The 22,806-nt window shown below is 62.4% G+C and carries 18 protein-coding genes and 3 tRNA genes; 6 read left to right on the top strand and 15 right to left on the bottom strand.

Annotation, left to right across the window (positions count from 1 at the left end):
- Positions 1-355 precede the first annotated feature (355 nt).
- The 11 genes from ACRCYW_RS04530 to ACRCYW_RS04480 form a co-directional block, all read right to left on the bottom strand.
- Positions 356-442 (bottom strand) — tRNA-Leu (locus ACRCYW_RS04530).
- Positions 443-483: 41 nt separating this feature from the next.
- Positions 484-557, bottom strand: a tRNA-Cys gene (locus ACRCYW_RS04525).
- 35 nt (positions 558-592) lie between these two features.
- Positions 593-668: transfer RNA gene (locus ACRCYW_RS04520), tRNA-Gly, on the bottom strand.
- Positions 669-849: 181 nt separating this feature from the next.
- Complete coding sequence (gene pgsA, locus ACRCYW_RS04515; protein WP_438548959.1) at positions 850-1,404, bottom strand: CDP-diacylglycerol--glycerol-3-phosphate 3-phosphatidyltransferase; 555 nt, start codon at positions 1,402-1,404, stop codon at positions 850-852.
- Positions 1,405-1,647: 243 nt separating this feature from the next.
- Positions 1,648-3,501: an excinuclease ABC subunit UvrC gene (uvrC, locus tag ACRCYW_RS04510; RefSeq protein ID WP_438548958.1), complete on the bottom strand. Its 1,854-nt coding sequence runs from the start codon at positions 3,499-3,501 to the stop codon at positions 1,648-1,650.
- A 153-nt stretch (positions 3,502-3,654) separates the two neighbouring features.
- Entirely contained in the window at positions 3,655-4,299 is a 645-nt protein-coding gene (gene uvrY, locus ACRCYW_RS04505; RefSeq protein WP_011706579.1) for a UvrY/SirA/GacA family response regulator transcription factor, read from the bottom strand.
- A gap of 210 nt (positions 4,300-4,509) precedes the next feature.
- On the bottom strand, positions 4,510-5,271 hold the full coding sequence (gene kdsB, locus ACRCYW_RS04500) for a 3-deoxy-manno-octulosonate cytidylyltransferase (protein ID WP_438548957.1): 762 nt from the start codon (positions 5,269-5,271) through the stop codon (positions 4,510-4,512).
- On the bottom strand, positions 5,268-5,456 hold the full coding sequence (locus ACRCYW_RS04495; protein ID WP_100861139.1) for a Trm112 family protein: 189 nt from the start codon (positions 5,454-5,456) through the stop codon (positions 5,268-5,270). The genes kdsB and ACRCYW_RS04495 overlap by 4 nt, the downstream gene beginning before the upstream one ends.
- A gap of 206 nt (positions 5,457-5,662) precedes the next feature.
- Positions 5,663-6,643, bottom strand: coding sequence for a tetraacyldisaccharide 4'-kinase (lpxK, locus tag ACRCYW_RS04490; RefSeq protein ID WP_438548956.1), 981 nt, complete (start codon positions 6,641-6,643; stop codon positions 5,663-5,665).
- Positions 6,643-8,418, bottom strand: coding sequence for a lipid A ABC transporter ATP-binding protein/permease MsbA (msbA, locus tag ACRCYW_RS04485; protein ID WP_438548955.1), 1,776 nt, complete (start codon positions 8,416-8,418; stop codon positions 6,643-6,645). The genes lpxK and msbA overlap by 1 nt, the downstream gene beginning before the upstream one ends.
- A 191-nt stretch (positions 8,419-8,609) precedes the next feature.
- Positions 8,610-10,823, bottom strand: a complete 2,214-nt coding sequence (locus ACRCYW_RS04480) for a DNA internalization-related competence protein ComEC/Rec2 (RefSeq protein WP_438548954.1) — start codon at positions 10,821-10,823, stop codon at positions 8,610-8,612.
- A gap of 28 nt (positions 10,824-10,851) precedes the next feature.
- Between ACRCYW_RS04480 and ACRCYW_RS04475 the strand changes: the two genes are divergently transcribed.
- The 3 genes from ACRCYW_RS04475 to ACRCYW_RS04465 all read left to right on the top strand — a co-directional run bounded on the left by ACRCYW_RS04475 (position 10,852) and on the right by ACRCYW_RS04465 (position 13,529).
- Positions 10,852-11,370, top strand: a complete 519-nt coding sequence (locus ACRCYW_RS04475) for a DUF2062 domain-containing protein (protein ID WP_438548953.1) — start codon at positions 10,852-10,854, stop codon at positions 11,368-11,370.
- Positions 11,364-11,870 carry a DUF2062 domain-containing protein gene (locus ACRCYW_RS04470; protein ID WP_438548952.1) on the top strand — a complete coding sequence of 169 codons (507 nt, stop codon included), beginning with the start codon at positions 11,364-11,366 and terminating at the stop codon, positions 11,868-11,870. The genes ACRCYW_RS04475 and ACRCYW_RS04470 overlap by 7 nt, the downstream gene beginning before the upstream one ends.
- Positions 11,871-12,002: 132 nt before the next feature.
- On the top strand, positions 12,003-13,529 hold the full coding sequence (locus tag ACRCYW_RS04465; RefSeq protein ID WP_438548951.1) for a helicase HerA-like domain-containing protein: 1,527 nt from the start codon (positions 12,003-12,005) through the stop codon (positions 13,527-13,529).
- Positions 13,530-13,630: 101 nt separating this feature from the next.
- Here ACRCYW_RS04465 and ACRCYW_RS04460 read toward each other — a convergent pair whose 3' ends face one another.
- The 3 genes from ACRCYW_RS04460 to ACRCYW_RS04450 all read right to left on the bottom strand — a co-directional run bounded on the left by ACRCYW_RS04460 (position 13,631) and on the right by ACRCYW_RS04450 (position 17,258).
- Complete coding sequence (locus tag ACRCYW_RS04460; protein ID WP_438548950.1) at positions 13,631-14,821, bottom strand: amino acid aminotransferase; 1,191 nt, start codon at positions 14,819-14,821, stop codon at positions 13,631-13,633.
- Positions 14,822-14,989: 168 nt separating this feature from the next.
- Positions 14,990-15,934 carry a hypothetical protein gene (locus tag ACRCYW_RS04455; RefSeq protein WP_438548949.1) on the bottom strand — a complete coding sequence of 315 codons (945 nt, stop codon included), beginning with the start codon at positions 15,932-15,934 and terminating at the stop codon, positions 14,990-14,992.
- Positions 15,935-16,133: 199 nt separating this feature from the next.
- The gene (locus ACRCYW_RS04450; RefSeq protein ID WP_438548948.1) at positions 16,134-17,258 is read right to left on the bottom strand and encodes a porin; all 1,125 of its coding nucleotides are present in this window, start codon (positions 17,256-17,258) and stop codon (positions 16,134-16,136) included.
- Positions 17,259-17,642: 384 nt separating this feature from the next.
- Here ACRCYW_RS04450 and dinG point away from each other — a divergent pair, with 384 nt between their 5' ends.
- From dinG to ACRCYW_RS04435, 3 genes are all read left to right on the top strand, one after another.
- Positions 17,643-19,715, top strand: a complete 2,073-nt coding sequence (gene dinG, locus ACRCYW_RS04445; protein WP_438548947.1) for an ATP-dependent DNA helicase DinG — start codon at positions 17,643-17,645, stop codon at positions 19,713-19,715.
- Between the two features lie 156 nt (positions 19,716-19,871).
- Positions 19,872-20,531 (top strand): YccT family protein, encoded by a 660-nt coding sequence (locus ACRCYW_RS04440; protein ID WP_438548946.1) that lies wholly within the window; start codon positions 19,872-19,874, stop codon positions 20,529-20,531.
- Between the two features lie 68 nt (positions 20,532-20,599).
- A complete protein-coding gene (locus tag ACRCYW_RS04435) occupies positions 20,600-21,496 on the top strand; it encodes a histone deacetylase family protein (RefSeq protein WP_438548945.1) in 897 nt (298 codons plus the stop codon).
- A gap of 144 nt (positions 21,497-21,640) precedes the next feature.
- Here ACRCYW_RS04435 and ACRCYW_RS04430 read toward each other — a convergent pair whose 3' ends face one another.
- Positions 21,641-22,789, bottom strand: coding sequence for an MFS transporter (locus ACRCYW_RS04430; RefSeq protein WP_438548944.1), 1,149 nt, complete (start codon positions 22,787-22,789; stop codon positions 21,641-21,643).
- Between the last annotated feature and the right edge of the window lie 17 nt (positions 22,790-22,806).

The following is a 22,806-nucleotide window of genomic DNA, read 5'->3' as shown; positions in this document are numbered from 1 at the left end:
GCGCAGACTGCCCTACCACGCCTGATTCTGCCTATTAAGAGGGCATCAAGGTCGGAAGACTTAACAAGTGCCAACGAAGTCATCTCCAAACTTTCTCGCTGCCATCGCCTTATGGGGTCTCATTGTTTCCATACAGGCGAAACCCGAAACAGCCAACCATTATCAGAGGTTCAACGAGACCCGCTGGTTGCCCACTCAGGTGGAACACAACCTCATAGCGCGGTCACAACCCCCAACTGCTCGATATGAAGCTGGAATATCTACCGGAATAAATCTGTGTGGATCAAATGTGGACACTGAAGGGAAACAAAAAAGGCCACTATTGCTAGTGGCCTTCATAAGTCTTTGATTTTAATGGTGCCCGAGGCCGGAATCGAACCGGCACGCCGCGAACGGCGAGGGATTTTAAATCCCTTGTGTCTACCGATTTCACCACTCGGGCACCGTAATCGGTATCAAGTCCGCGCGGCGGGCTTGTCAATATGGAGGCACGTTCCGGAGTCGAACCGGACTAAACGGATTTGCAATCCGCTGCATAACCGCTTTGCTAACGCGCCATGCAAAAGAGAGTGAACTCTCTATTGTCTGAATTTGGAGCGGGAAACGAGACTCGAACTCGCGACCCCGACCTTGGCAAGGTCGTGCTCTACCAACTGAGCTATTCCCGCATCGGTCTGGCTGATTGCCTGACTACGAGGACGCATTCTAGCGATGTTCCTCGCCCAGTCAACCAAAAACATTTAATACGCTGATCGTTCGGGCATTTTTTGCCCTTTCCCCGTACTTTTGCCCCTCATCACCGTTTCCTGGAACCAAGAGCCGGGAAACGGTGGTTTGTGAGGGGGCAGACTAGAAGCGGGAGTGGTAGCTCAGATCGCCCCAGGCGGCTTTCATGTACTGGAACATGGACCAGAAGGTGAGCACGGTCGCCACATAGAGCAGCAGGTAGGCGAGCCACACCATCCAGATGTCGTATTGCCAGATGAGGCCAGTAAGCGACACCATCTGGATCATGGTCTTCCACTTGCCGATCCAGCTGACCGCCACCGAGGAGCGCTTGCCGAGCTCCGCCATCCACTCACGCAGGGCGGAGATGATGATCTCGCGGCCGATCATGGTCATGGCGGGGATGGTGACCCAGATAGTGTTGTAGTGCTCGACGATGACCACCAGGGCCGCGGCCACCATGATCTTGTCGGCGACCGGATCCAGGAAGGCGCCAAAAGCGGTGGATTGATTCAGCTTGCGGGCGAGATAGCCGTCAAACCAGTCGGTCGCCGCCGCCAGGATGAAGACGATGGCCGCCGCCACATAGGCCCACTGATAGGGAAGGTAGAACAGGATGACGAAGACGGGGATGAGCAAAATCCGAAAAAACGTCAGCAGGTTAGGAATATTTGTCATTATTTTCAGCCACTTCTTGTATGCCGCTACATGGTAGCCCCAAGCCGATTGCCGATGCAACCGGGCGGTGCCCGTCTTGGTCTATGGATCCGTCAATAACCTCAGGATGCCGGTTATTATGGCATTGGCGAGCCCCCTGCGTCACGGCCCTTGTATGCCGATGATGGGGCTTTACCACATTCCATCCTCCCCAGCCCCCGTGCCGCACATCCCGGTCGGCCGGGCTGATGCGGCCCTGACCACTCAGAGGGAGTGCAGGGCATCGTGGATGGACTGGGCCAGCTCCTGGCTGATGCCGGGTACCTTGGCGAGTTCGTCCACCCCGGCCTTCTTCACCTCCTGCAGGCCCCCCAGGTACTTGAGCAGTGCCTGCCGGCGCTTGGGCCCAACCCCAGGAATATCTTCCAAAGTACTGGTAGTGCGGGCCTTGGCGCGCCGCGCCCGGTGGCCCGTGATGGCAAAACGGTGGGATTCATCACGAATGTGCTGAATGAGGTGCAAAGCGGGCATATCCGCCGGCAGGTGCAGCTCTTCGTGGCTATCCCCCAGGATCAGGGTCTCCAGCCCCGCCTTGCGGGTCACCCCCTTGGCGATACCCACCAGCAGCGGGTATTTACCGCCGAGAAACTCCAGCTGGCGGGCCAGGATCTCCTCCGCCCGGCGCAACTGGCCGAGGCCGCCGTCAATAAACAGCACATCCGGCACCTTCTCCGGCTCCTGCTGTTTGCCGAAGCGGCGCTCCAGCGCCTGCTCCATGGCGGCGTAGTCATCCCCGCCGGTGATGCCGTCGATATTGAAGCGGCGGTATTCGGAGGAGAGCGGCCCCTCCCGGTTGAACACCACGCAGGAGGCGACGGTGCGCTCCCCCATGGTGTGGGAGATGTCGAAACACTCCATGCGGGCGATGGGGGACTCGAGCTCCAGCAGCTCCTCCAACTGAGTGAAACGGGCCGTGGTGGTGCTCTTGTGAGCGAGACGGGAGCGCAGGGCTGTCTCGGCGTTGATGGCGGCGAGCTTGATAAAGCGCGCCCGTTCACTGCGAGTGCGACTCTGCACCCGCACCTTGTAGCCGGCGGTCTGACTCAAGGTCTCGGCGATGACGCTCTCATCCTCCAGCGCCACGTCCAGCAGCACCTCGCTCGGGATCTGCCTACCCCCCTGCCCCGACAGGTAGAACTGCAGCAGGAAGGATTGCACCACCTCGTCCAACGGCGTATCCGCCGGCACCTTGGGGAAGTAGCTGCGCGAACCCAGCACCTTGCCTTGGCGAATGAAGAGCACGTGGATGCAAGCGGTGCCCTGTTCGAAGGCCACCCCCACCACGTCCAGCTCGTCCAGCACGTTGCCGCTCACCGACTGCTGCTCGGTGACCCGGCGCAGGGCCTGGATCTGATCCCGGTAACGGGCAGCCTCCTCGAAGCGCAGATCGCCGCTGGCGGACTCCATCTTGCCCACCAGCTCGCCTATCACCTGCTGGTTCTTGCCCGCGAGGAACAACTTGGCCAGCTCCACCTGCTGGGCATACTCCGCCTCACTCACCAGACCCGCCACGCAGGGACCGGCGCAGCGCTTGAGCTGATAGAGCAGGCAGGGACGGGTGCGGTTGGCGTAGACGGCATCCTCGCACTGGCGCACCGGGAAGATCTTCTGCATCAGATGCAAACTCTCACGCACCGCGCCGCCGGAGGGATAGGGACCGAAGTAATCGCCCTTGATCTTGCGGGCGCCGCGGTGCACACCGATACGGGGATGATGATGGCCGGTGATGATGATCCAAGGGTAGGACTTGTCATCCCGCAGCAGCACGTTGTAGCGCGGCTGGTACTGCTTGATGAGGTTGTGCTCGAGGATCAGCGCCTCGGTCTCGGTGTGGGTCACCGTCACCTGGATGTCGGCTATCTGGCGCACCAGGGTACGGGTCTTGATGCTGTCGACATTGATGCGAAAGTAGGAGGCGAGCCGCTTCTTGAGATCCTTGGCCTTGCCCACATAGATGACGGTGCCGCCACTGTCGTACATGCGATAGACGCCGCTCTGGTTCGTCACGGCGCCGAGGAAGGCTTTGCTGTCGAAAAGGGGCTCAGGAGAAAGGGTCATCGGCGACTCGGCTCAGGACTAGGATTCTCGGGGGATCATACTGCGCCCCGCCACTGGAACGCAAAGGCCTCGGTCCCGGCAGCAAAGGCACCAGGCTAGGCACATCAAGCAAAAAGGCGGCTAAGGCCGCCTTCGTCAACACACCACACCCGGTTAGAGGGTGTCGGCATCCAGCATGCCGTAGCGAATGGCCAGATGGGTCAGCTCCACGTCGCCATTGATGTTGAGCTTGCTGAACAACCGGTAGCGGTAGCTGTTGACCGTCTTCGGGCTCAGGTTGAGCTGCTCGGAGATGTCGGTCACCTTCTGCCCCTTGGTGATCATCATCATGATCTGCAGCTCGCGCTCGGAGAGGGACTTGAAGGGGTTCTCGTCCGCCGAGGCAAACTGGCTCAGGGCCATCTGCTGGGCGATCTCCGGGGAGATGTAACGCTGACCGGAATGCACCAGGCGGATGGCGTGGATCATCTCGTCCGGGGCGGCCCCCTTGGTGAGATAACCGGCGGCGCCCGCCTGCATCACCTTGGTCGGGAAGGGGTTTTCTGAATGAATGGTCAGCACTATGATGCGCACATCGGGCCGGATCCGCAGGATCTTGCGGGTCGCCTCCAGGCCGCCGATGCCCGGCATGTTCATGTCCATCAGGATCACGTCTGGGTGATGCTGTCGGCAGAAGGTCACGGCGGTCTCGCCGCTCTGTGCCTCGCCCACCACCTTGATCCCGCGGACATCTTCCAAAATGCGTCTTATCCCTGTACGCACCAACTCATGATCATCGACCAGGAATACATTAATCACCCATACACCCCGTTTCTTATGTCGTTATATGCCAGTTAGGGTTAACACGGCGTCTTGCATCATAACCAAACTCGGTGATTTGGCAAACCATGGCCGGTAAAAGTTTGAAACTCTCCACCAATGCCGTTTTAAATCAACTAATTATATAAAGTTTCAACCAAAAAACGGCGCCCTGGGGCGCCGTCTCGAGTCAAACTGCTGTTACGCGTATCAAGGGGCCAGCAGGGCACGCACCTTGTCCAGATCCCGCTGGGTATCCACCCCCACCGGCGGGGCTTCCAGCGCCTCTGCAACATGGATCTTCTCCCCGTACCAGAGCACCCTCAGCTGCTCCAGCGCCTCGATTTGCTCGAGCTGGCTCGGCGCCCAATCCACGTAGCGCTGAATGAAACCGGCGCGGTAGGCGTAGATGCCGATGTGGCGCTGATAATGGGCACCGATCTGCGCCTGACTCTGGGCGAAGCGGTCCCTGTCCCAAGGAATGGAAGCACGGCTGAAGTAGAGGGCATAGCCCTGATGGTCGGTCACCACTTTGACGGCGTTCGGATTGAACGCCTCTTCCGCATCCACAATAGGCACGGACAGGGTCGCCATGGGGGCGCTGGCGCTGGCCAGGTTGTCCGCCACCTGACGGATGATGACGGGGGGAATAAGGGGCTCATCCCCCTGCACGTTGACCACTATGGTATCGGCGGCGAAACCGTAGTGGCGGCACACCTCCGCCAGTCGCTCGGTGCCGGACTGGTGATCCGGGGAGGTCATGCACACCTCGGCCCCCGTCTCCTGCGCCACAACTGCCAGTGCGTTTTGTACCCGCACATCGTCGGTGGCGACGATCACCCGATCCGCGCCGGACTGCAGGGCTTTTTCCACCACGTGCTGCACCATGGGCTTGCCATGGATGTCCGCCAGCGGCTTGCCCGGCAACCGGGTCGAGGCATAACGGGCCGGAATGACGACGACGAAGCTCATGGGTTCAGCTCTTCCAGCGCCAGGGCGCGGGCGCGGTTCTCCAGCAGCACAGGTATCCCCTCCTCCAACGGATAGGCCAGCTTGTCGAAGCGGCAGACCAGCTCATGGGCGGCCTTGTTGTAGTGCAGCTTCCCCTTGCAAACCGGGCAGGCAATGATGTCGAGCAGTTTAATATCCAGTGCCACAACGAAACTCCTTTAACGATTTCGGACAGGCGATACCGGCACGGATGCCGGGTAATCCAATGGACATGTCCGGCGCAAATGAGGAAGCGCTTTTGAAGGCGTCGGCCTCATATTCACGCCGGACATCTCGGTATATTTAGCTTGATGGGCCGATAGGGCAGTCATTACACAAGGTAAATCCTGCCCCTACAGCACAAACGCATTGTTTATTTATCCACGCCAGCACGAGACTCTGCCAACGAGGCCAGCAGGGTGTCCAGCAAGGAGGTCGGCAGCTCGGCGCTGACCGGCAGATACCACCAGTTGTCCGGCGCAAAGCCACGGCACTTGACCGCGTCCTTCTCTGTCATCAGCAAGGGGCGATCAGAAAAGCGAGCCAGCAGCTCGGCGCTGTCGAACGCCTGATGATCCGCGTAGCCGACGCTTTGCTCGAGTTCATAGCCCAGGCTGGTCAGGGTCGCGAAGAAACGAGGGGGATGGCCGATCCCCGCCATCGCATCGATTTCGCGCGGCAAGGGCTCAGAGGCCAGCACGTCATCCCGCACCCGGCGCGGCGCATCCGCCACCAGCGTCATGGGATACTCGCCCCTGGCCGGGGTGCCGCCATTGCAGATGATGGCATCCACCCGCTTCAGGCGGGTCAGCGGCTCGCGCAGGGGTCCCATGGGCAGCAGGCAGCCATTGCCGAAACGGCGCACGCCGTCCACCACCACCAGTTCCAGATCCCGGGCCAGGGCATAGTGCTGCAGACCGTCATCTGTGATGATGATGTCCACATCAGGCTCCAATAGCTGCACCGCATCGGCCCGCTTGGGGGCCACCACCAGGGGGCAGCCGCAGCGCCGGGCGATGAGCACAGGCTCGTCCCCCGCCTCGGCGGTGGTGCTCTGCGCATCGAGCCGATAGGGATAATGGGGCGCCTTGCCGCCGTAACCGCGGCTCACCACCCCGGGCTTGAAGCCGCGGGCCTGCAACTGCTCCACCAGCCAGACCACCACAGGGGTCTTGCCGTTGCCACCGACCGAGATGTTGCCGACCACGATGACAGGCACGCTGGCGTGATAGGCTTTGAACCAGCCGCGACGATAACCATAGCGACGCCCACCGCTGATAAGGGCAAACAAGAGGGCGAAGGGGGCCAGCAACCAGCGCCAGCCACTCTTCTCGTACCAGAGCCGCTCCAGCATCAGGCCTGCTGGCTCGCGGCTGGTTGACTGGCACCGAACTGGATGGCACGCAACTGGGCATAGGTGCCCTGCTGGCTCATCAGTTCGCTGTGGTTGCCGCGCTCGACGATGTGACCCTCGTCGATCACCAGGATCTCGTCCGCCTTCTCGATGGTGGAGAGGCGGTGGGCGATGACCAGGGAGGTGCGCGCCTTGCAGAGCTCGTCTATGGCGGCCTGGATGTGGCGCTCGGACTCGGTATCCAGGGCCGAGGTGGCTTCATCCAGCAGCAGCACGGGGGCGTCCCGCAGCAGGGCACGGGCGATGGCGATGCGCTGGCGCTGGCCACCGGACAGGGAGGCGCCGTTCTCACCTATGACGGTGTCATAGCCTTCCGGCATCTTGCGCACGAACTCGTCCGCATGGGCGATGCGGGCCGCATGCTGGATCTCCTCACGGCTGTAGCGATCCGCCGCCGCGTAGGCGATGTTGTTGGCCACGGTATCGTTGAACAGGTGCACGTGCTGGGAGACCAGGGCGTACTGCTTGCGCAGCTCGCTCAACTTGTATTCGCGGATGTTGACGCCATCGAGCAGTATTTCCCCCTGCTCGATGTCGTAGAAACGGGTCAGCAGGCTGGCGATGGTACTCTTGCCGGAGCCCGAACGCCCCACCAGGGCCACGGACTTGCCCGCCTCGACCTTGAAGCTGACGTTGTGCAGCGCCGGGGTCTCCTTGGTCGGGTAGGTGAAGGTGACGTTGCGGAATTCGATCTCGCCGCGAGCCCGCTCCAGGGTGCGGGTGCCGGTGTCCTCTTCCGGGGTGGAGTCCAGCAGACCGAACAGGCTCTGGCAGGCGGTGATGCCGCGCTGGAACTGGTTGTTCACGTCGGTCAGACTCTTGAGCGGCTTGAGCAGCATCATCATGGAGGTGACCATGACGGTGAAGGTACCCGCGGTCAGGGTCGCCTTGACGCTGTCGATGGTCGCCACGTAGAGGAAGACTGCCAGGGCCACCGAGGCCACCATCTGGACGATGGGGCTGCCGATGGCATCCGCCGCCACCATCTTCATGGTCTGCTGGCGCATGCGGTTGCTGACGGAGAAGAAGCGCTTGTCCTCCACCTGCTGGCCGCCAAACATCAGCACCTCTTTATGGCCCTTGAGCATCTGCTCGGTGGAGGTGGTGATATCCCCCACCGCCTGCTGGATGTGGCGGCTGATCTTGCGAAAACGTCGGCTGATGAGGCCGATGAGGATACCCACCACGGGGCCCACCACCAGGAAGATCACCGACAGCTGCCAGGAGTGATAGAACATCAGGCCGAGCAGACCGATGACGGTGGCCCCTTCCCGCACCAGGGAGACCAGGGTCGAGCTCGCGGCAGAGGAGACCTGACCGGCGTCATAGGTCACCTTGGAGAGCAGGTTGCCGGTGTTCTGGCGGTCGAAGAAGCTCATGGGCATGGCCATCAGGTGGCTGAACACCTGCTGCTGCAGCCGCATCACCACATGGTTGCCGACCCAGGCCATGCAGTAGTTGGAGAGGAAGGCGGCGCAGCCGCGCAGGGCAACGATGCCGAGCACGAAGAAGGGCATCCACTTGAGGACGCTGCTGTCGTCGCCGTTGAGCCCCTGATCGATGAGCGGCTTGATGGAATAGACGAAGGTGGTATCCACGGCTGCGTAGCCCAGCATGCCGATGATGCCGCCAACCAGTCCCAGTTTGCGATCCCGGACATAACCGAGCAGGCGCTTGAAGACGGGCCAGCTCTCTTGTGAGGTTTCTTGTTGCATGAATAGCCGTAATTGAAGGAAATGACGGAGTATTCTAGCCAAAGCGCAGCCTTACACCAAGCGTCGCCATCACGCACCGGGATGACAACAGGGGAAATGACGGATTCATGCCCAAGCCAAAGCGCAGCCTCACACCAAACACCGCCATCACGTACAGCGATGACAACAAGGGAAATGACGGCTTGGGGGCCTCACCAGTCCCAGAGCTTGGGTTGCCACCAGTCACCGTTTCGCCGATACCAGGGTCCCCCTTCCCGCTCGGCCCGAATGCGCAGCCCAGTCCCCTCTGCCTCCACCAGGATGGCGCCGTCCAGCCCTGTCACCCACTGACGCGCGTCTTCGTATCTCGCCACCACCTCGGGTCTGGGAAACTGCCACTGGTTCATGAAGCCCGCGCTATGAACGACAAGGGTCGGGCTGACCGCCGCCACGAACGCCGGAGTCGAGGAGGTGCGGCTGCCGTGATGGGGACTGACCAGCAGGGTGCTGGCAAGCCCCCTTCCTTCCTCATCTTCTTCCTCCAGGGCCACCAGCCGGCGCTCGGCTGCCTTCTCGATATCGGCGGCGAGCAGGATGCGGCTGCGGCCATCGCTTATCTGCAGCACGCAGCCATCGTTGTTGCGACCCGCCCCCGGCCGTTCTGGCCAGAGCACCGTAAAATCTAGCCCCTGCCACTGCCAGCGCTGACCCCGTCGGCACAGCCGGGTATCCCGGCTGAACGGGAAGGAAGAGATCTCACTGCGCACCGGCAGGGCCTGTAGCAAGGCGAGGCGGTTGCCCGCGTGATCCTTGTCCTTGTGGCTGATGATGAGGGCATCCAGCACCCGTATGCCGAGCCGGTTCAGTATCGGCAGGATGGCGGCGTCGGCCATGTTGTAGCCGCCAGGGTAGCGATCCCCTGTGTCATACAGGATGCCCCGCTCCCCGCGAGTGATGAGCACGGCAAGCCCCTGCCCCACATCCAGCACCCGCAACTGCCAGGGGCTGGGCGTGGGCCAGGCGGCCAGCAGCAGGGCGGCCCCCACCGGCAGCGCCAGATAGCGGCCACCGGGCAGTCGCCAGCCAGCCCACAGCAGGATGAACAGCAGGCTCGCCGGCATCAGCCAGCCGGGCACGGGCCACCAGAGTTGCAGATGACTGGCCAGCAGGTTCAGCCCCCAGAGCACCCACTCCAGGCCGCACGCCGAGAGCCAGAACAGGCCGTGGGCAAGGGTGGTGGAGATGGGGGCAACCAGCACGCCGATCAGCGCCAGCGGGATGATCCCGATGCAAAACAGCGGCAAGGCCAGCAGATTGAACAACAGCGCCAGTGGCGCCATCCCCTCGAACAGCAGCAGTTGCAGGGGCAGCAGGCCGAGTAGCAACAAGAGTTGCAGACGCACCAGCCCGGGGCTGGCGGCTAGATGGCTCGCCAACAGCAGGAGCGCCACCGCCAGGAAGGAGAGCCAGAAGCCCGCCGAATAGAGGGCGAAGGGATCCCAGAGCGTGAGCACGACCCAGGCCCACAGCCAGATGCGGTGGCTGGGCCAGTCCCGCCTGCGCCAGCGCAGCAGGCTCCAGACCGCCACCATGATGAGGGCCCGTTCGGTGGCCACCGCAAACCCGGCGAGGGAGCTGTAGGTCGCGGCAAACAGCAGGGAGATCAGGATGGCCGAACGCAATCCGAACAACCGCCCCAGCCACCAGCCGAGCACGGCCACCAGGGCGATGTGTTGGCCCGAGATGGCGATGATGTGGGTCAGACCGCTGCCACGAAACAGATCCCACTGGGCATCCGTGATCCCGCCTTGTTCTCCAAAGGTCAGCGCCGCCAGCAGGGGGGCCTGAGCCAGTCCTTCCCAGGCGAGGCTGGCATCGGCCAGCCAGCGCGCCCGCCAACCGGGGGCGACCGCGTCCATCGCCACCACCCGGCGCAGGTTGCCGGTGGCGGTGATCCCCTTGCCGAGCAGCAGCCGTCGTCCATCCAGCCCCGCCTCGTTGGCGAGCCCGTGCGCCGGCTTGAGGGTACTCACCAGGGTGATCTGGCTGCCGGCAGGCAGATCAGGCAACGCCTGGTAGGCGTTGATGCGGATAAGGGGAGAAGGCCGGATGCGCGCGTCATCCAGCGTCTCCAGGCGCAGCAGCAGGCGGACAAATTTCTCACCCTGAGGTTCTGTACTTTGCACCCGTGCGGTTATCATGTGGGTTGTCTGCTCCTCCAGCCTGTCGAGCCAGGCCAGCCGGTATTGCAGACTGGCCTGCATCCAGAGCATGCCAAGCAGCAGGAACAGCCAGGGCCAATGACGCCCATGGGCCAGCCAGAGGGCGAGCACCAGCAGCAGGGCGCCCCATGCAACCGAGGGGAGCCAGGGCCAGAGCAGGGAGGAGCTTGCCCCGAGGGCAAACGACAACAGACGCAGATCCATTGAGCAAGTATTTAGCAAGGTTTCAAACATGCCCAAACGACTCATCAAACGCTGGCTACCCGATCAAGAGAAGCTCAAGGAGCACAAGCATTTGCGGCTGTTTGGCAAGCTGCTGCTCGATGCCAACCTCTGGCACCTCAACCGCCGCTCCGCCGCCGGCGCCTTCGCGGTCGGCCTCTTCATGGCCTGGATCCCGCTCCCCTGCCAGATGTTGCTGGCCGCCGGGGGCGCCATCGCATTTCGGGTCAACCTGCCCCTCTCGGTAGCCCTGGTCTGGCTCTCCAACCCCTTCACCATGCCGCCGCTGTTCTACGGCGCCTATCTGGTGGGCTGTCACCTGCTGGGTCAGCCCTATCAACATATCGAGATCGAGTTCACCTGGGCCTGGCTGGTCTCAGTGTTCGAGACCCTGGCCCCGCCCCTGCTGCTGGGATCGCTCGTGCTCGCCCTGCTGAGCTCCCTGCTCGGTTACGCCTTTATTCGCACCTTCTGGCGCATCAATACCGTGCGCCAATGGCAGAAACGCAAGGTGGCGCGGGCATGCTGAAGCAGTGGATTGCCCGCCTGAAACTGGATCCCGAGACCCTGCGCCAGCAAAAATGGTTTGCCCTGTTCGGGGAACGGCTGCTCTCCCCGGCCCTGTGGCAGGGTGGGCGCCGCGCCCTCTGCGGCGCCATCGCCTCCGGCATCTTCGCGAGCTGGGTTCCCATGCCCATGCACTCTCTGGTCGCGGTGGCGCTGGCCCTCGCCTTCAGTTTCAACCTGCCGCTGGCCCTGCTGGCTGTCTGGTTCAACAACCCACTGACCCTGCCCTTCATGTATCTGTGGGCCTATCGCACCGGCTGTCTGGTGTTGCATCAGACTCCCGAACCCTTCCATCTCACCTGGTCTTTGCACTGGCTGGAGCACGAGGCGGCCACCCTGGTGCCCCCCTTCCTGCTCGGCAGCCTGCTGCTCGCCATGATCACGGCCGCCGCCGGAGCTCTGCTCACCCTGCTGCTGCTGCAACTGGGCCGTCTCGGCAAGGGTCATCCCCAGCGCCCTTGAACCCTTAACTTTGAGGCGAATGAATGACATAAGGGAGGCCGGTGCGGGGCCTTCCCTTGCCATCATCTGGCTCTGCCACCACACTCCTATCAGCCTGTTTCCTCTTTGGTCGACTGCGATAAGGAGCCCTCCATGGCCGAACCACTGACCCTCGCCTACGCCAATGGCCAGCCCATCAGCCTGCTGCCCGCGCTGGCCAATCGCCACGGTCTCATCACGGGTGCCACGGGGACCGGCAAGACAGTCACCTTGCAGGTAATGGCGGAGGGGTTCTCCCGCATCGGGGTACCAGTGTTTCTCGCGGATGTGAAAGGGGATCTCGCCGGGCTGGGTGCCCCAGGTGCCCCCTCCACCAAGCTCGATGCCCGCCTGGCCCAGCTCGGGATCCCCGCCCCCCTGTTTGCCGCCAGCCCGACCCTCTTCTGGGATCTCTTTGCCGAACAGGGCCATCCGGTGCGAGCCACCGTCTCCGACATGGGCCCCCTGCTGCTGGCCCGATTGCTCGGTCTGAACGACACCCAGAGCGGGGTGCTGGAGCTGGTGTTCAAGGTGGCGGACGACGAGGGGCTGCTGCTGCTCGATCTGAAAGACCTGCGGGCCATGGTGCAGTTCGTGGGGGAGAACGCCAAGTTCCTCACCACCCGTTATGGCAATGTCTCCACCGCCTCCGTCGGCGCCATCCTGCGCAACCTGCTCACCCTGGAGAGCGCCGGCGGGGATCACTTCTTCGGCGAGCCCATGCTGGATATCCAGGATCTCCTGCAGACCAATCAGGCTGGCCACGGCCATATCAATGTGCTGGCCGCCACCAAACTGACCCAGTCCAGCCGGCTCTATGCCTGCTTCCTGCTCTGGCTGCTCTCCGAGCTGTTCGAGCAACTACCCGAGGTGGGGGATCCGGAAAAACCCGTGCTGGTGTTCTTCTTCGACGAGGCCCACCTCCTGTTCAACGACGCCCCCAAGGCATTGCTGGAGAAGATCGAGCTGGTGATGCGCCTCATCCGCTCCAAGGGGGTCGGCGTCTATTTCGTGACCCAGAGTCCGGCCGATATCCCGGACACCGTGCTGGGACAGCTTGGCAACCGGGTGCAGCACGCCCTGCGTGCCTTCACCCCGAGCGATCAGAAGGCGGTGCGGATCGCCGCCAACACCCTGAGGGCCAACCCGGCGTTTGACGCCGCCGGCGTCATCACCGAGCTCGGGGTCGGCGAGGCCCTCATCTCCCTGCTCGATGAGAAGGGACGCCCCAGCGTGGTGGAGCGGGCCTTCATAGCCCCACCCGCCAGCCGCATCGGACCGCTGACGGAGGCCGAGCGCCAAGCCCAGATCCTGGGCTCGCTGCTGCACGGCCGCTATGAGCAGACAGAGGATCGGGAGTCAGCCTTCGAGCGGCTCAAGGGAAATGGGGCTCAAGGGGAAGAGGCGCCGGATGGGAGATCAAGCGGCTCCCCGACCCAGAGGAACCAGCCTGCGGGCGGTGGTCTGCTCGATGCCCTCAATGGCATGCTGTTCGGCCGTACCGGCCCCCGCGGCGGCCAGCACGACGGCGTGGTGCAGACCGCCGCCAAGAGCGTGGCCCGCACCCTGGGCAACGAGGTGGGACGCCAGCTGATCCGCGGCGTGCTGGGATCCCTGCTGGGGGGCAAGGGGCGTCGCTGAAACCAGGCGACAGAGTGATGCGATAAGAAATGAAAAAGCCCGCCAAATCTGGCGGGCTTTTTGTCAGCATTCAACATCAATCCAGGTATGCAGGCTCTCGCTTACAGTACCTTGGCGATGGCGTCGCACAGCGGATCTATGTTGGCGCGGGTGATCCCGGCCACGCTGATCCGGCCGGAGCCGACGATGTAAATGGCAAACTCGCTCTTGAGGCGCTCCACCTGATCCTTGGATAGGCCGGAGAAGGAGAACATGCCGTTCTGCTCGCGGATGAAGCCAAAGTCCTGGCTCACGCCCAGGGCCGCCAGCTTCTCCACCAGCAGCTCGCGCATCTCGCGAATGCGCACCCGCATGGCGGTCACCTCTTCCACCCACTCGGCATAGAGGGCCGGATCGCTGACGATGGCGGTGACCACGGCGGCGCCGTGTGACGGCGGATTGGAGTAGTTGGCACGGATGACGGTCTTCACCTGAGTGAAAGCCACGTCGGCCACGGCCTTGCTCACGCTCACCAGGGTGAAGGCGCCGACCCGCTCGTTGTAGAGGCCGAAGTTCTTGGAGAAGGAGCTCGCCACCAGCAACTCATCGTGGCACTCGGCGAAGATCCGCAGACCTTGCGCATCTTCCTCTATACCCCGGGCGAAGCCCTGATAGGCGAAGTCAAACAGCGGCAGCCAACCGGCGGCCGCACTCTGTTTGGCGAGGGCCTGCCACTGCTCGGTGGTCGGATCGATACCGGTCGGGTTGTGGCAACAGCCGTGCAGCAGCACCAGATCGCCGGCCTGCACCTCGGAGAGCGACGCCTGCATGGCGGCAAAGTCCAACCCCTTGGTGGCGGCGTCGTAGTATTTGTACCATTTAACGGAGAGACCCGCGGCCTGGAACACGCTCACGTGGTTGGCCCAGGTGGGGTCGGAGATCCAGATGGTCTTGGCCAGCCCGTTGCGAACCACGAACTCGGCGGCGATGCGCAGGGCCCCGGTACCGCCCGGCGCCTGCGCCGTCTTGGCACGGCCGCTCGCGATCAGAGCCGCATCCTGCCCGAACAGCAGTTGCTGCACGATGTGGGCATATTCGATGTTGCCCTCGATGCCGAGGTAATTCTTGGTCTTCTCGTCACTGAGCAGCTTCTGCTCGGCTTTCTTCACGCAGTGCAGTATGGGGGTGGCACCGGATTCATCCTTGTAGATCCCGACCCCCAGATTGATCTTGTGGCTGCGAGTGTCGGCACGGAAAGCTTCGGTCAGGCCCAGGATAGGATCCGCTGGGGCGGCAACAACCTTTTCAAACATGGTAGTCCCTGTATTCCATTGAATGTGTTGGGTGGCAGGCGCGTTTTTGAAACAAAAAAGTGGCAAACAAAAGCGCCCGCAGGCGAGCGCATCGTCAGCTCTTTATACCACCGTGCTCAATAGGGGAAAACCGCTTTTTCGCAGGCATCTTTGACCGGATCCACCAGCCTATCCACCGACCGCATGCCACTCTGGTGCCAGGGCGCAGACTTCGGTGGACAAACCCCTGTTTGACTCGATCAAATCGCTACAAAGTGCCAACAGTGGCCGCGGGATCCGGCTCGGCTCCCAGGGGCGGGAATCCCCCAAGGGGGATGCATAGGCCTCCTTGATGGGGGCCAGGGTCAGTGGCAGCCACCAGCTCGCCGGCCGACCCAGCCGCTCGGCCAGCGTCAGTACCCGATCTACTCCGGCCGGATCCAGGGCGCCAAGATGGCTCCAGACGACATGGGGAGGCAAAGCGGCAACCAGGGATTGCAAGGCGCCGGGCTCGCCCGGGGGGAGCCAGACCAGCAGGGCATCGACGGGCAGGGCCAGCTCGGCAAAGGCGCCGATGGAGTCGGTGCTGATCACCCGCAGGATCTCCCCTTCCCCCCACAAAACCTTGCCAAGTCCCCCCAGGGTGCGCACGGGGAGCGCCACCTCCCCGAGGCTCTCCAGCCAGGGGCCCGCATCCAGCAGTCGCCCCCCACTGAAGAACAGGCTGAAAGGGTGCATCGCCCGCAGCCGCAGGGATTGATCCCGGCAGAGTCCTATCCCCTTGTCCTCAAAGTTGATCTGCTCGATGGGGCTGAAACTTCCCTGTCCCTTGCGATAGAGCGCCGCCAGCACGCGCTCGTTGACGCGATCCCCCAGCTGCCAACCCTGTTCATGCAGCCACTCCTCCGGCTCGAGGGGCGCGCACGCCATCTCGGCCAGGGTCAGCTCACGGGTCAGATAACGGCGGCCCGCCGGGGTCAGCTCATAGCGATGGTTGCCGAGGGCCAGCAGCAGTTGATTGTCCCTGAGCATGCCGATGAGAGGCTGCCACTGGCGCGCACGGAGCACGGGGGCGGATTCCGCCAGCAGCTGCTGCGCCAAGGCCCGCCACTCGGGGTGGGTAAAATCGATCAATCCAGTGCTTCCCTGTCGGTCAATGTTCCTTCAACGAGTTGAATAATCTAGCGATCCAACCTGGGAGAACCAAGGGAAAAAACGTGGCAACGTGATGCTGCGCGGGAATGGGCGGTGAAATGGGGGAACGAGGGCACAAAAAATAAAACGGCCAAGCTAGGCTTGGCCGTTTCTTCACTAACTCAGTGCCAGGACTGGATTAGAAGTTGTACTGCAGGGCAACGGTGAATTCGTCATCCAGGTTGTCGATACCCTGGATCTTGTACTCGGTGTATGCCTTCAGCTTGGAAGTGAAGTTGTACTGCACGCCCAGCAGGGTTTCGTCAACGATGTCTTCGTAAGAAGCACCGGCAGAGTTGGAAGCAACCTTACCTTCGGTGAAGTTGTAACCGGCCAGGAAGGTCCAGGCGTCAACGTTGTAGGAAGCAGCCAGCTCGTAGCCACGGCCCTTGTCCTTGTTGCTACCGGCAACAGTGTTGTCGTAGCTCAGGTCAGCCTGGGTGTACACACCGGCGAAGTAGAAGCCGTTGATGGCGTAGTGTGCGCCCAGGGCCCACTCTTTCTTGTCGCCAGAAGCGCTGCTGGTGGTGCTTTCCAGATCGGAGTAAGCGTAACCGGCATCGAAGCCCAGACCGAAGTCGAAGTCATAGCCAGCTGCGGCGGCGTAGCCATACTTGCGCTTCACGTTCTTGCCGTATACGGCGTCTTCTTTGATGCCTTGACCGATGTCGGTAACCTTGACGGCTACGTCATCGTTGGTCTGGTAGGACAGCTTGCCGCTGAAACCGCCGAAGCTGTTGGAGTAGATGATCTGGCCTTCTTGACGACCGTCGTAGAAGTTACCTACGTCACCCCATTCGTTGAAGATATCGGTCGGCTCCAGCACGTCGTAGAACGCGGTGTCGGTTTGACCAAAGATGATCTTGCCGTACTGGGTGCCGTCGAAGCCGACGTAGATGTGACGGGAGTTGAACTTGTTGTCGGAGTTTTCGGCAGAAACTTGCCACTCGGTCTTGGCGATACCGGACCAGGTGTTGTTCAGCGCAACTTTACCGGACCAGCCCAGACGGGAAGAACCAACCAGTTCACCATCCACATCAGAGTAGTGTGCAGGAGTACCTGGAGTGAACTCAGGAGCACCAGTGTCACTGAAACCCCAAGAACCGTCAGTTGCGCCAACAGACTTGTTATGGTCTGCATAATAGTTAGCCTGAACACGGCCGTAGATATCAAAAGTGACACCGTCTTTGTCATAAACGACTGCGGCGTTAGCGGCAGAAGCGAACAGAGCCGGGATAGCAATAGCCAGAATTGTCTTTTTCATAATTGTTTCCAATGCCTACTGTAATTAAACACTAAGTCCTTGTTATTCCCTGTGTTAGCGATGTTCTTTGCATCACTATGGGGCCGAGACTATCACCGGGTTTTCCAATCCGCAACGAAAAAACTTGGAACTTTTTGCGAAATGCTTAGTCAAAGCAAAAATTTTGTGAGCTGACTCCCACATTGCCAACCCCACCAGGGAAAACGTTTACAGTCATTCTCTCTGCCTTAACAACCCGGCACTGGTGATTTATTGCACCGATTTGAGTCCTCATACTATAAATGCCGAATCGAGGATGAAGCCCCTGTCGCTCCCTGCCTCGACCCCGGCGCCCCGTTGCGGGTATCCTGTCTCCATCCCCCCCGACACGGCCAGAACTCATTTATGCTATCTACCCGCCTCAAAACCACCATTCGCAATACGTATCGACAGATTGCCGATGGCTTGCCCGGTTTTGTGCCCCGTAAAGAGCAGAACTTTCTGGTGGCCGAGATCGCCAAAACCCTGACCGGTGAATACGACAGGGCCCGCCGCATCCTGGTGGCCGAGGCGGGCACCGGCATCGGCAAATCCCTCTCCTATGCCCAGGGCGCCATCCCGGTGGCGCGCCTCACCCAGAAGAAGCTGGTGATCTCCACCGCCACCGTCGCCCTGCAGGAGCAGCTCATCCACAAGGACCTGCCCTTCTACCACAGGCACAGCGAACTGCCGTTTCGCTTCATGCTGGTCAAGGGGCGCCAGCGTTACTGCTGCGAGTACCTGCTGGAGCAGGCGGCCAGCGGCGGCGAGATGGCCAACTTCGAGCTGGATTTCGGTGCTTTGAGCAAACACAAGCCCTCCGATGCCGACAAGGCTCGCTATCAGGCCCTGTGGCAGGCCTATACCGAGGGGAAATGGGATGGCGATAGAGACAACTGGCCCAAACCCATCCCGGATCTCTGCTGGGACAGGATTGCCGCCGACCGCCACAGCTGCAACAAGGCCCTGAGCCATCACCAGCACTGCCCCTTCCACCGCGCCCGCAACGACATGGACGCCGCCGACGTGCTGGTGGTCAACCACGCCCTGCTGCTCTCCGACCTCACCATGGGTGGCGGCATCATCCTGCCGCCACCGGACGAGTGCATCTACGTGCTGGACGAAGCCCATCACCTGCCCACCATAGCGCGGGATCACGGGGCGGCCTCCGCCAGCGTCAAGGGTTCGCGCCGCTGGCTGGAGAAGCTGGTACAGAGTGCCGGCAAGCTGGCCCGGGCCCTCAACAAGGAGAGCCTGCTGGACCCTCAGCTCAAGTTGCAGGACGCGCTGGCCTCCCTGCAGCCGGACCTCAAGGCGCTGGAGCAGTGGCTTGCCGGCAACGATCATCTCTTTGGCTGCGAGCAGCACTATCGCTTCGCCGATGGCGTGCTACCGGATCCCCTGCCCATGCTGGCGGAGAATCTGAAAGAGGCGAGCAAGAAGGCGCTGCGAGCCCTGGACAGGATGCAGGGGGCCATCGGCGAGGCCCTCAAGGATGGAGAGATCCGCCGCAAGGAGGCCGAGCCCCTGTTGGCGGAGAGCGGCTTCCACCTGCAGCGGCTGGAGAGCTTCTGCGCCCTGTGGGAGATGCTGAGCCGCCACGTGCCTACCGGCAAGACGCCGCTGGCCCGCTGGATGGCCAAGGGGGAGGAGGGCGACATCTGGCTGCACGCCTCCCCCATCGAGGTGGGTTACCTGCTGGAGGAGTGGCTCTGGTCAAAATGCCTCGGCGCCGTGCTGGTGTCCGCCACCCTCACCGCCCTCTCCTCCTTCAGTTACTTCCGCCATCAGGTGGGGCTCAAGGAGCACGATGGCACCCGCTACCTGCGCCTGCGCTCCCCCTTCGACTACCACAAGGCGGAGCTCTATCTGCCCAGGATGGCCCATGAGCCCAGCGCCCCGGCCTTCACCCAGGAGCTGATAGACACCCTGCCCCGGCTGCTGGCGGGCAAGGAGGCGAGCCTGGTGCTCTTCTCCTCCTACCGGCAGATGAACGAGGTGGCGGTGGGACTCCGGGCCAAGGGGCTCTCCCTGCTGGTGCAGGGGGAGGCATCCCGCAGCGCCCTGCTGACCCTGCACAAGCAGAAGTGCGACGGCGGCCAGGCCAGCATACTGTTTGGCACCGGCAGCTTCTCCGAGGGGCTGGATTTGCCCGGCCATTACCTCACCAACCTGGTGATCACCAAGCTCCCCTTCGCGGTCCCCAACTCGCCGGTGGAAGAGGCCACCGCCGAGTGGATCGAGCAGCGTGGCGGCAATCCCTTCCTGCAGCTCACGGTGCCGGAGGCCTCCCGCAAGCTCATCCAGGCCTGTGGCCGCCTCATCCGCAAAGAGGCGGATCGGGGACGGGTCACCATTCTCGACCGACGCCTGCTGACCAAGCGCTATGGCAAGGGGCTGCTGGATGCCCTGCCCCCCTTCACCCGGCGCGTGGAGTAGGCCACAGGAGAGACGGCCCGGCCCTTCTTCTGCGAGAAAAGACGCTGCCAACCCTGTCAGAGACGCCCTAAACACCTATTGCCGCTCTGCGGCAAACCTGTAAAAATGAGCCCCTATTTTTCAGTGGGCACTCGCCTGACTGTTCAAGGAGATGAAATGAAACTGACTGTTCTGGTACCGGCCCTGGCTGGTCTGTTGTGGGCAGGTAGCGCCCTGGCCGCCAGCCAACTGGAAATAACGAACCCCTATGTCATCCAGCTGCTCGATGGTGAACCCGTCAACCCCCAGCTGCTCGACAAAGCCACCGTCTTCTCCCTGGAGCCCGGCAAGCACCAGGTCGTCGTCGCCTTCGAAGGCAACTACTCCAGCCGCAGCGAAACCAAGCTGGTGACCGCCGAGCCCCTGGTGATCAACTTCACCGCCGCCGACAACCAGCAGCTGTTCCTCGACTTCAAGAAGCCCCGCAAGGAAGACGAAGCCAGACGTTTCGTCAAGGATCAGAACGTCGTCCTGAAAGACAAAGCCACTGGCCAGGCCCTGAAATCCGAACAGTTCATCATGCCGACCGTGGGTGGCTTCCAGCTGACCCGGGACTATCAGCAGGAGCTCATCAAGATGGGCAAGGCGTTCAACCAGCCCAAGACAGTTGCCGTCTCCACCGCTGCCGTGATGGCCGCCGCCAGCGCACCGGTGGAAGTGGCCCCGAGCAAGGCCATGAGCAACCCGGAAGCCCTGACCCAGCTGCAGAGCTGGTACAACAAGGCTGACGCCGAGACCCGCAAGGCCTTCCAGATCTGGGTGATCCAGCAGCAATGATGGCGCTTGAGTGCCAGTAATCAGGGGAGCCAGGCTCCCCTTTTTCATTTCGCACGGACTCGGATCCCATGTCCCTTCGCATCTTCCATCACCACAGCTACTCCGCCCTGACGCTGCCCGAACGCCATCGCTTTCCTCTGGCCAAGTATCAGGCGCTCTACCAGATGCTCTCGGAGCAGGGTTATCCGCTCACCCTGGCCAGCCCCGCCAGCCGGGCGCAGCTGATGCGAGTCCATGACGCCACTTATGTGGATGCCGCCCTCGCCGGCACTCTGGAGCGGGACGCCATCCGCCGGCTCGGCTTTCCCTGGTCGCCACTACTCATCGAACGCACCCTCCATTCTGTCGGTGCGACCCTGGCCGCCAGCCGCCATGCCCTGGCCGAGGGGTGCGGCCTGCAGCTCTCCGGCGGCTATCACCACGCCCACCGGGGCTTTGGCAGCGGTTTTTGTCTGTTCAACGATCTGGTGATAGCGGCGCAAACCTGCCTCGACGAGGGGCGCTGCGAGCAGGTGCTGATCGTGGATCTCGACGTCCATCAGGGGGATGGCAGCGCGGCCCTGTGCGCAGACCGCCGGGACATCATCACCCTCTCCCTCCATGGGGAGCGCAACTTCCCCTTCCACAAGCCCGCCTCCCATCTGGACTTCCCGCTGCCCGGCGGCATGCAGGACGATGCCTACCTCACCACATTGGAGCAGGCCCTCACCCTGGCCCTGCGCCTCTATCAGCCGGATCTCATCCTCTATCAGGCCGGCGTGGATGTGCACCATGCGGACGAGCTGGGTTTCCTCTCCCTGAGCGACGCCGGGGTACGCCAGCGGGATGCCATGGTGTTCGATTGCGCACGGCAGCACGGGCTGGCCATCGCCGCCGTGCCGGGAGGCGGTTACCGGCGCGATTGGCAGACACTTATCCCGCTGCATCTGTCCCTGTTTGAGGAGGCGCGCCGCCGTTTCGGCTAACCTTTCGCGCCCCCCATTCACCGTTTGCCCCAAACGAAGAGGCGACCCCAGGGTCGCCTCTTCTTTATATAAAGCACAACAGTGATCCCATGAGCCCGCTCCCGAGCGCTACTCGTCAACAAATGGTTCTATCTCGCAGGGTCATCAGGCATGGGCCACCGGCGTCCTGTGTTCGCCCATCTTGCGCAGCAGCATCAGCAGATAGACAAGGGAGACGCCGGCTATCATGACGAACAGCAGGTTATCGGAGTAGTGTTCCATCAGCAGCGCCGTCAGGGTCGGCCCGAGCAGGCTGCCTATGGTGTAACTCAGCAGCAGCGCCTGGTTCATCGCCACCAGCTGATGCTGTTCGACCTTCTCGCAGGCCCAGGCCATGGCCACCGGATAGAGCGTGAAGCCCGCTACGCCAAGGATAAACAGCGCCGGCCCCATGGCCAGGTTGCCTAGCATTCCCATGGCCCCCAGGATCACCACAAAGACCTGTACCCTCAGCACCGGCAGTCGCCCGAATCGATCTGCCAGGCGGCCGATGGGCCACTGACCCAGGATGCCGGCACTCACCATCACCGCCATCCAGAAGCCGATGCCGGCATCACTCACCCCCTGATGATTCAGGTAGAGCGGCATCAGGCCATACAGAGACCCCAGCACGATGCCGGAGATGATGCAGCCGTTGACCCCGAGGCGGGCCTGACGCAGGCGCAGCATGGGCCACACCAGGGTGGTGGCTTGCGGCTCGCCGCGCTCGTGAACGATGCGGGTGAACAGCAGCGGCAAGATGGCCGCCAGCACCAGACCGGTGACCCAGGGCAGCACCTCCATCAGCCCCGTCGGCACCTTGCTGACCAGCAGTTGCCCCAGCACTGTGCCCACGTAATAGACCATCATGTAGGCGGCCAGCAGACGGCCCCGATTGCGGGCGGTGCCGCTGCACATCAGCGCGCTCTCCACCACCACCCAGATCATGGCGCAGCCGACCCCGGCGATGAAGCGCCAGCCGAGCCAGCTCCAGAAGCCCAGGGTGACGCCTAAGCCCACACAGCCGGCGGCAAAGATCAGGGAGGCCAGGTAGTAGCTGCGGTTGAAGCCGACCCGCTTGATCAGCGACCCCGCCAGCAGGGTGCCCAGCAGGTTGCCGCAGAAATAGGAGGAGCCGACCATGCCCACCTGCCAGGTCGGCAGCTTTTCATGGGCGAGCCAGAGCGGCACGAGTGTGTTCAACACCGCGATGGCCAGGGTAAGCAGCAGCAGGCCACAGAGCAATAACAGCACCGGCCGGGTGTAGGTAGTCATGGGTAAAACCGTGAGGA

This window comes from Aeromonas sp., from assembly GCF_051657805.1.
GTDB lineage: Bacteria > Pseudomonadota > Gammaproteobacteria > Enterobacterales > Aeromonadaceae > Aeromonas.
Note: the sequence above shows the minus strand (reverse complement) of the source record. Positions and strands in the feature narration are given on the sequence as shown.

What these genes read in the sequence shown, in the direction of transcription:
- ACRCYW_RS04440 (WP_438548946.1), top strand. Translation starts at nt 19,872, where the DNA reads ATGAAACTGACTGTTCTGGTACCGGCCCTGGCTGGTCTGTTGTGGGCA.
- ACRCYW_RS04430 (WP_438548944.1), bottom strand. Translation starts at nt 22,789, where the DNA reads ATGACTACCTACACCCGGCCGGTGCTGTTATTGCTCTGTGGCCTGCTG.
- ACRCYW_RS04480 (WP_438548954.1), bottom strand. Translation starts at nt 10,823, where the DNA reads ATGGATCTGCGTCTGTTGTCGTTTGCCCTCGGGGCAAGCTCCTCCCTG.
- ACRCYW_RS04475 (WP_438548953.1), top strand. Translation starts at nt 10,852, where the DNA reads ATGCCCAAACGACTCATCAAACGCTGGCTACCCGATCAAGAGAAGCTC.
- ACRCYW_RS04450 (WP_438548948.1), bottom strand. Translation starts at nt 17,258, where the DNA reads ATGAAAAAGACAATTCTGGCTATTGCTATCCCGGCTCTGTTCGCTTCT.
- lpxK (WP_438548956.1), bottom strand. Translation starts at nt 6,643, where the DNA reads ATGCTGGAGCGGCTCTGGTACGAGAAGAGTGGCTGGCGCTGGTTGCTG.
- ACRCYW_RS04435 (WP_438548945.1), top strand. Translation starts at nt 20,600, where the DNA reads ATGTCCCTTCGCATCTTCCATCACCACAGCTACTCCGCCCTGACGCTG.
- kdsB (WP_438548957.1), bottom strand. Translation starts at nt 5,271, where the DNA reads ATGAGCTTCGTCGTCGTCATTCCGGCCCGTTATGCCTCGACCCGGTTG.
- ACRCYW_RS04465 (WP_438548951.1), top strand. Translation starts at nt 12,003, where the DNA reads ATGGCCGAACCACTGACCCTCGCCTACGCCAATGGCCAGCCCATCAGC.
- msbA (WP_438548955.1), bottom strand. Translation starts at nt 8,418, where the DNA reads ATGCAACAAGAAACCTCACAAGAGAGCTGGCCCGTCTTCAAGCGCCTG.
- pgsA (WP_438548959.1), bottom strand. Translation starts at nt 1,404, where the DNA reads ATGACAAATATTCCTAACCTGCTGACGTTTTTTCGGATTTTGCTCATC.
- ACRCYW_RS04460 (WP_438548950.1), bottom strand. Translation starts at nt 14,821, where the DNA reads ATGTTTGAAAAGGTTGTTGCCGCCCCAGCGGATCCTATCCTGGGCCTG.
- dinG (WP_438548947.1), top strand. Translation starts at nt 17,643, where the DNA reads ATGCTATCTACCCGCCTCAAAACCACCATTCGCAATACGTATCGACAG.
- uvrC (WP_438548958.1), bottom strand. Translation starts at nt 3,501, where the DNA reads ATGACCCTTTCTCCTGAGCCCCTTTTCGACAGCAAAGCCTTCCTCGGC.
- ACRCYW_RS04470 (WP_438548952.1), top strand. Translation starts at nt 11,364, where the DNA reads ATGCTGAAGCAGTGGATTGCCCGCCTGAAACTGGATCCCGAGACCCTG.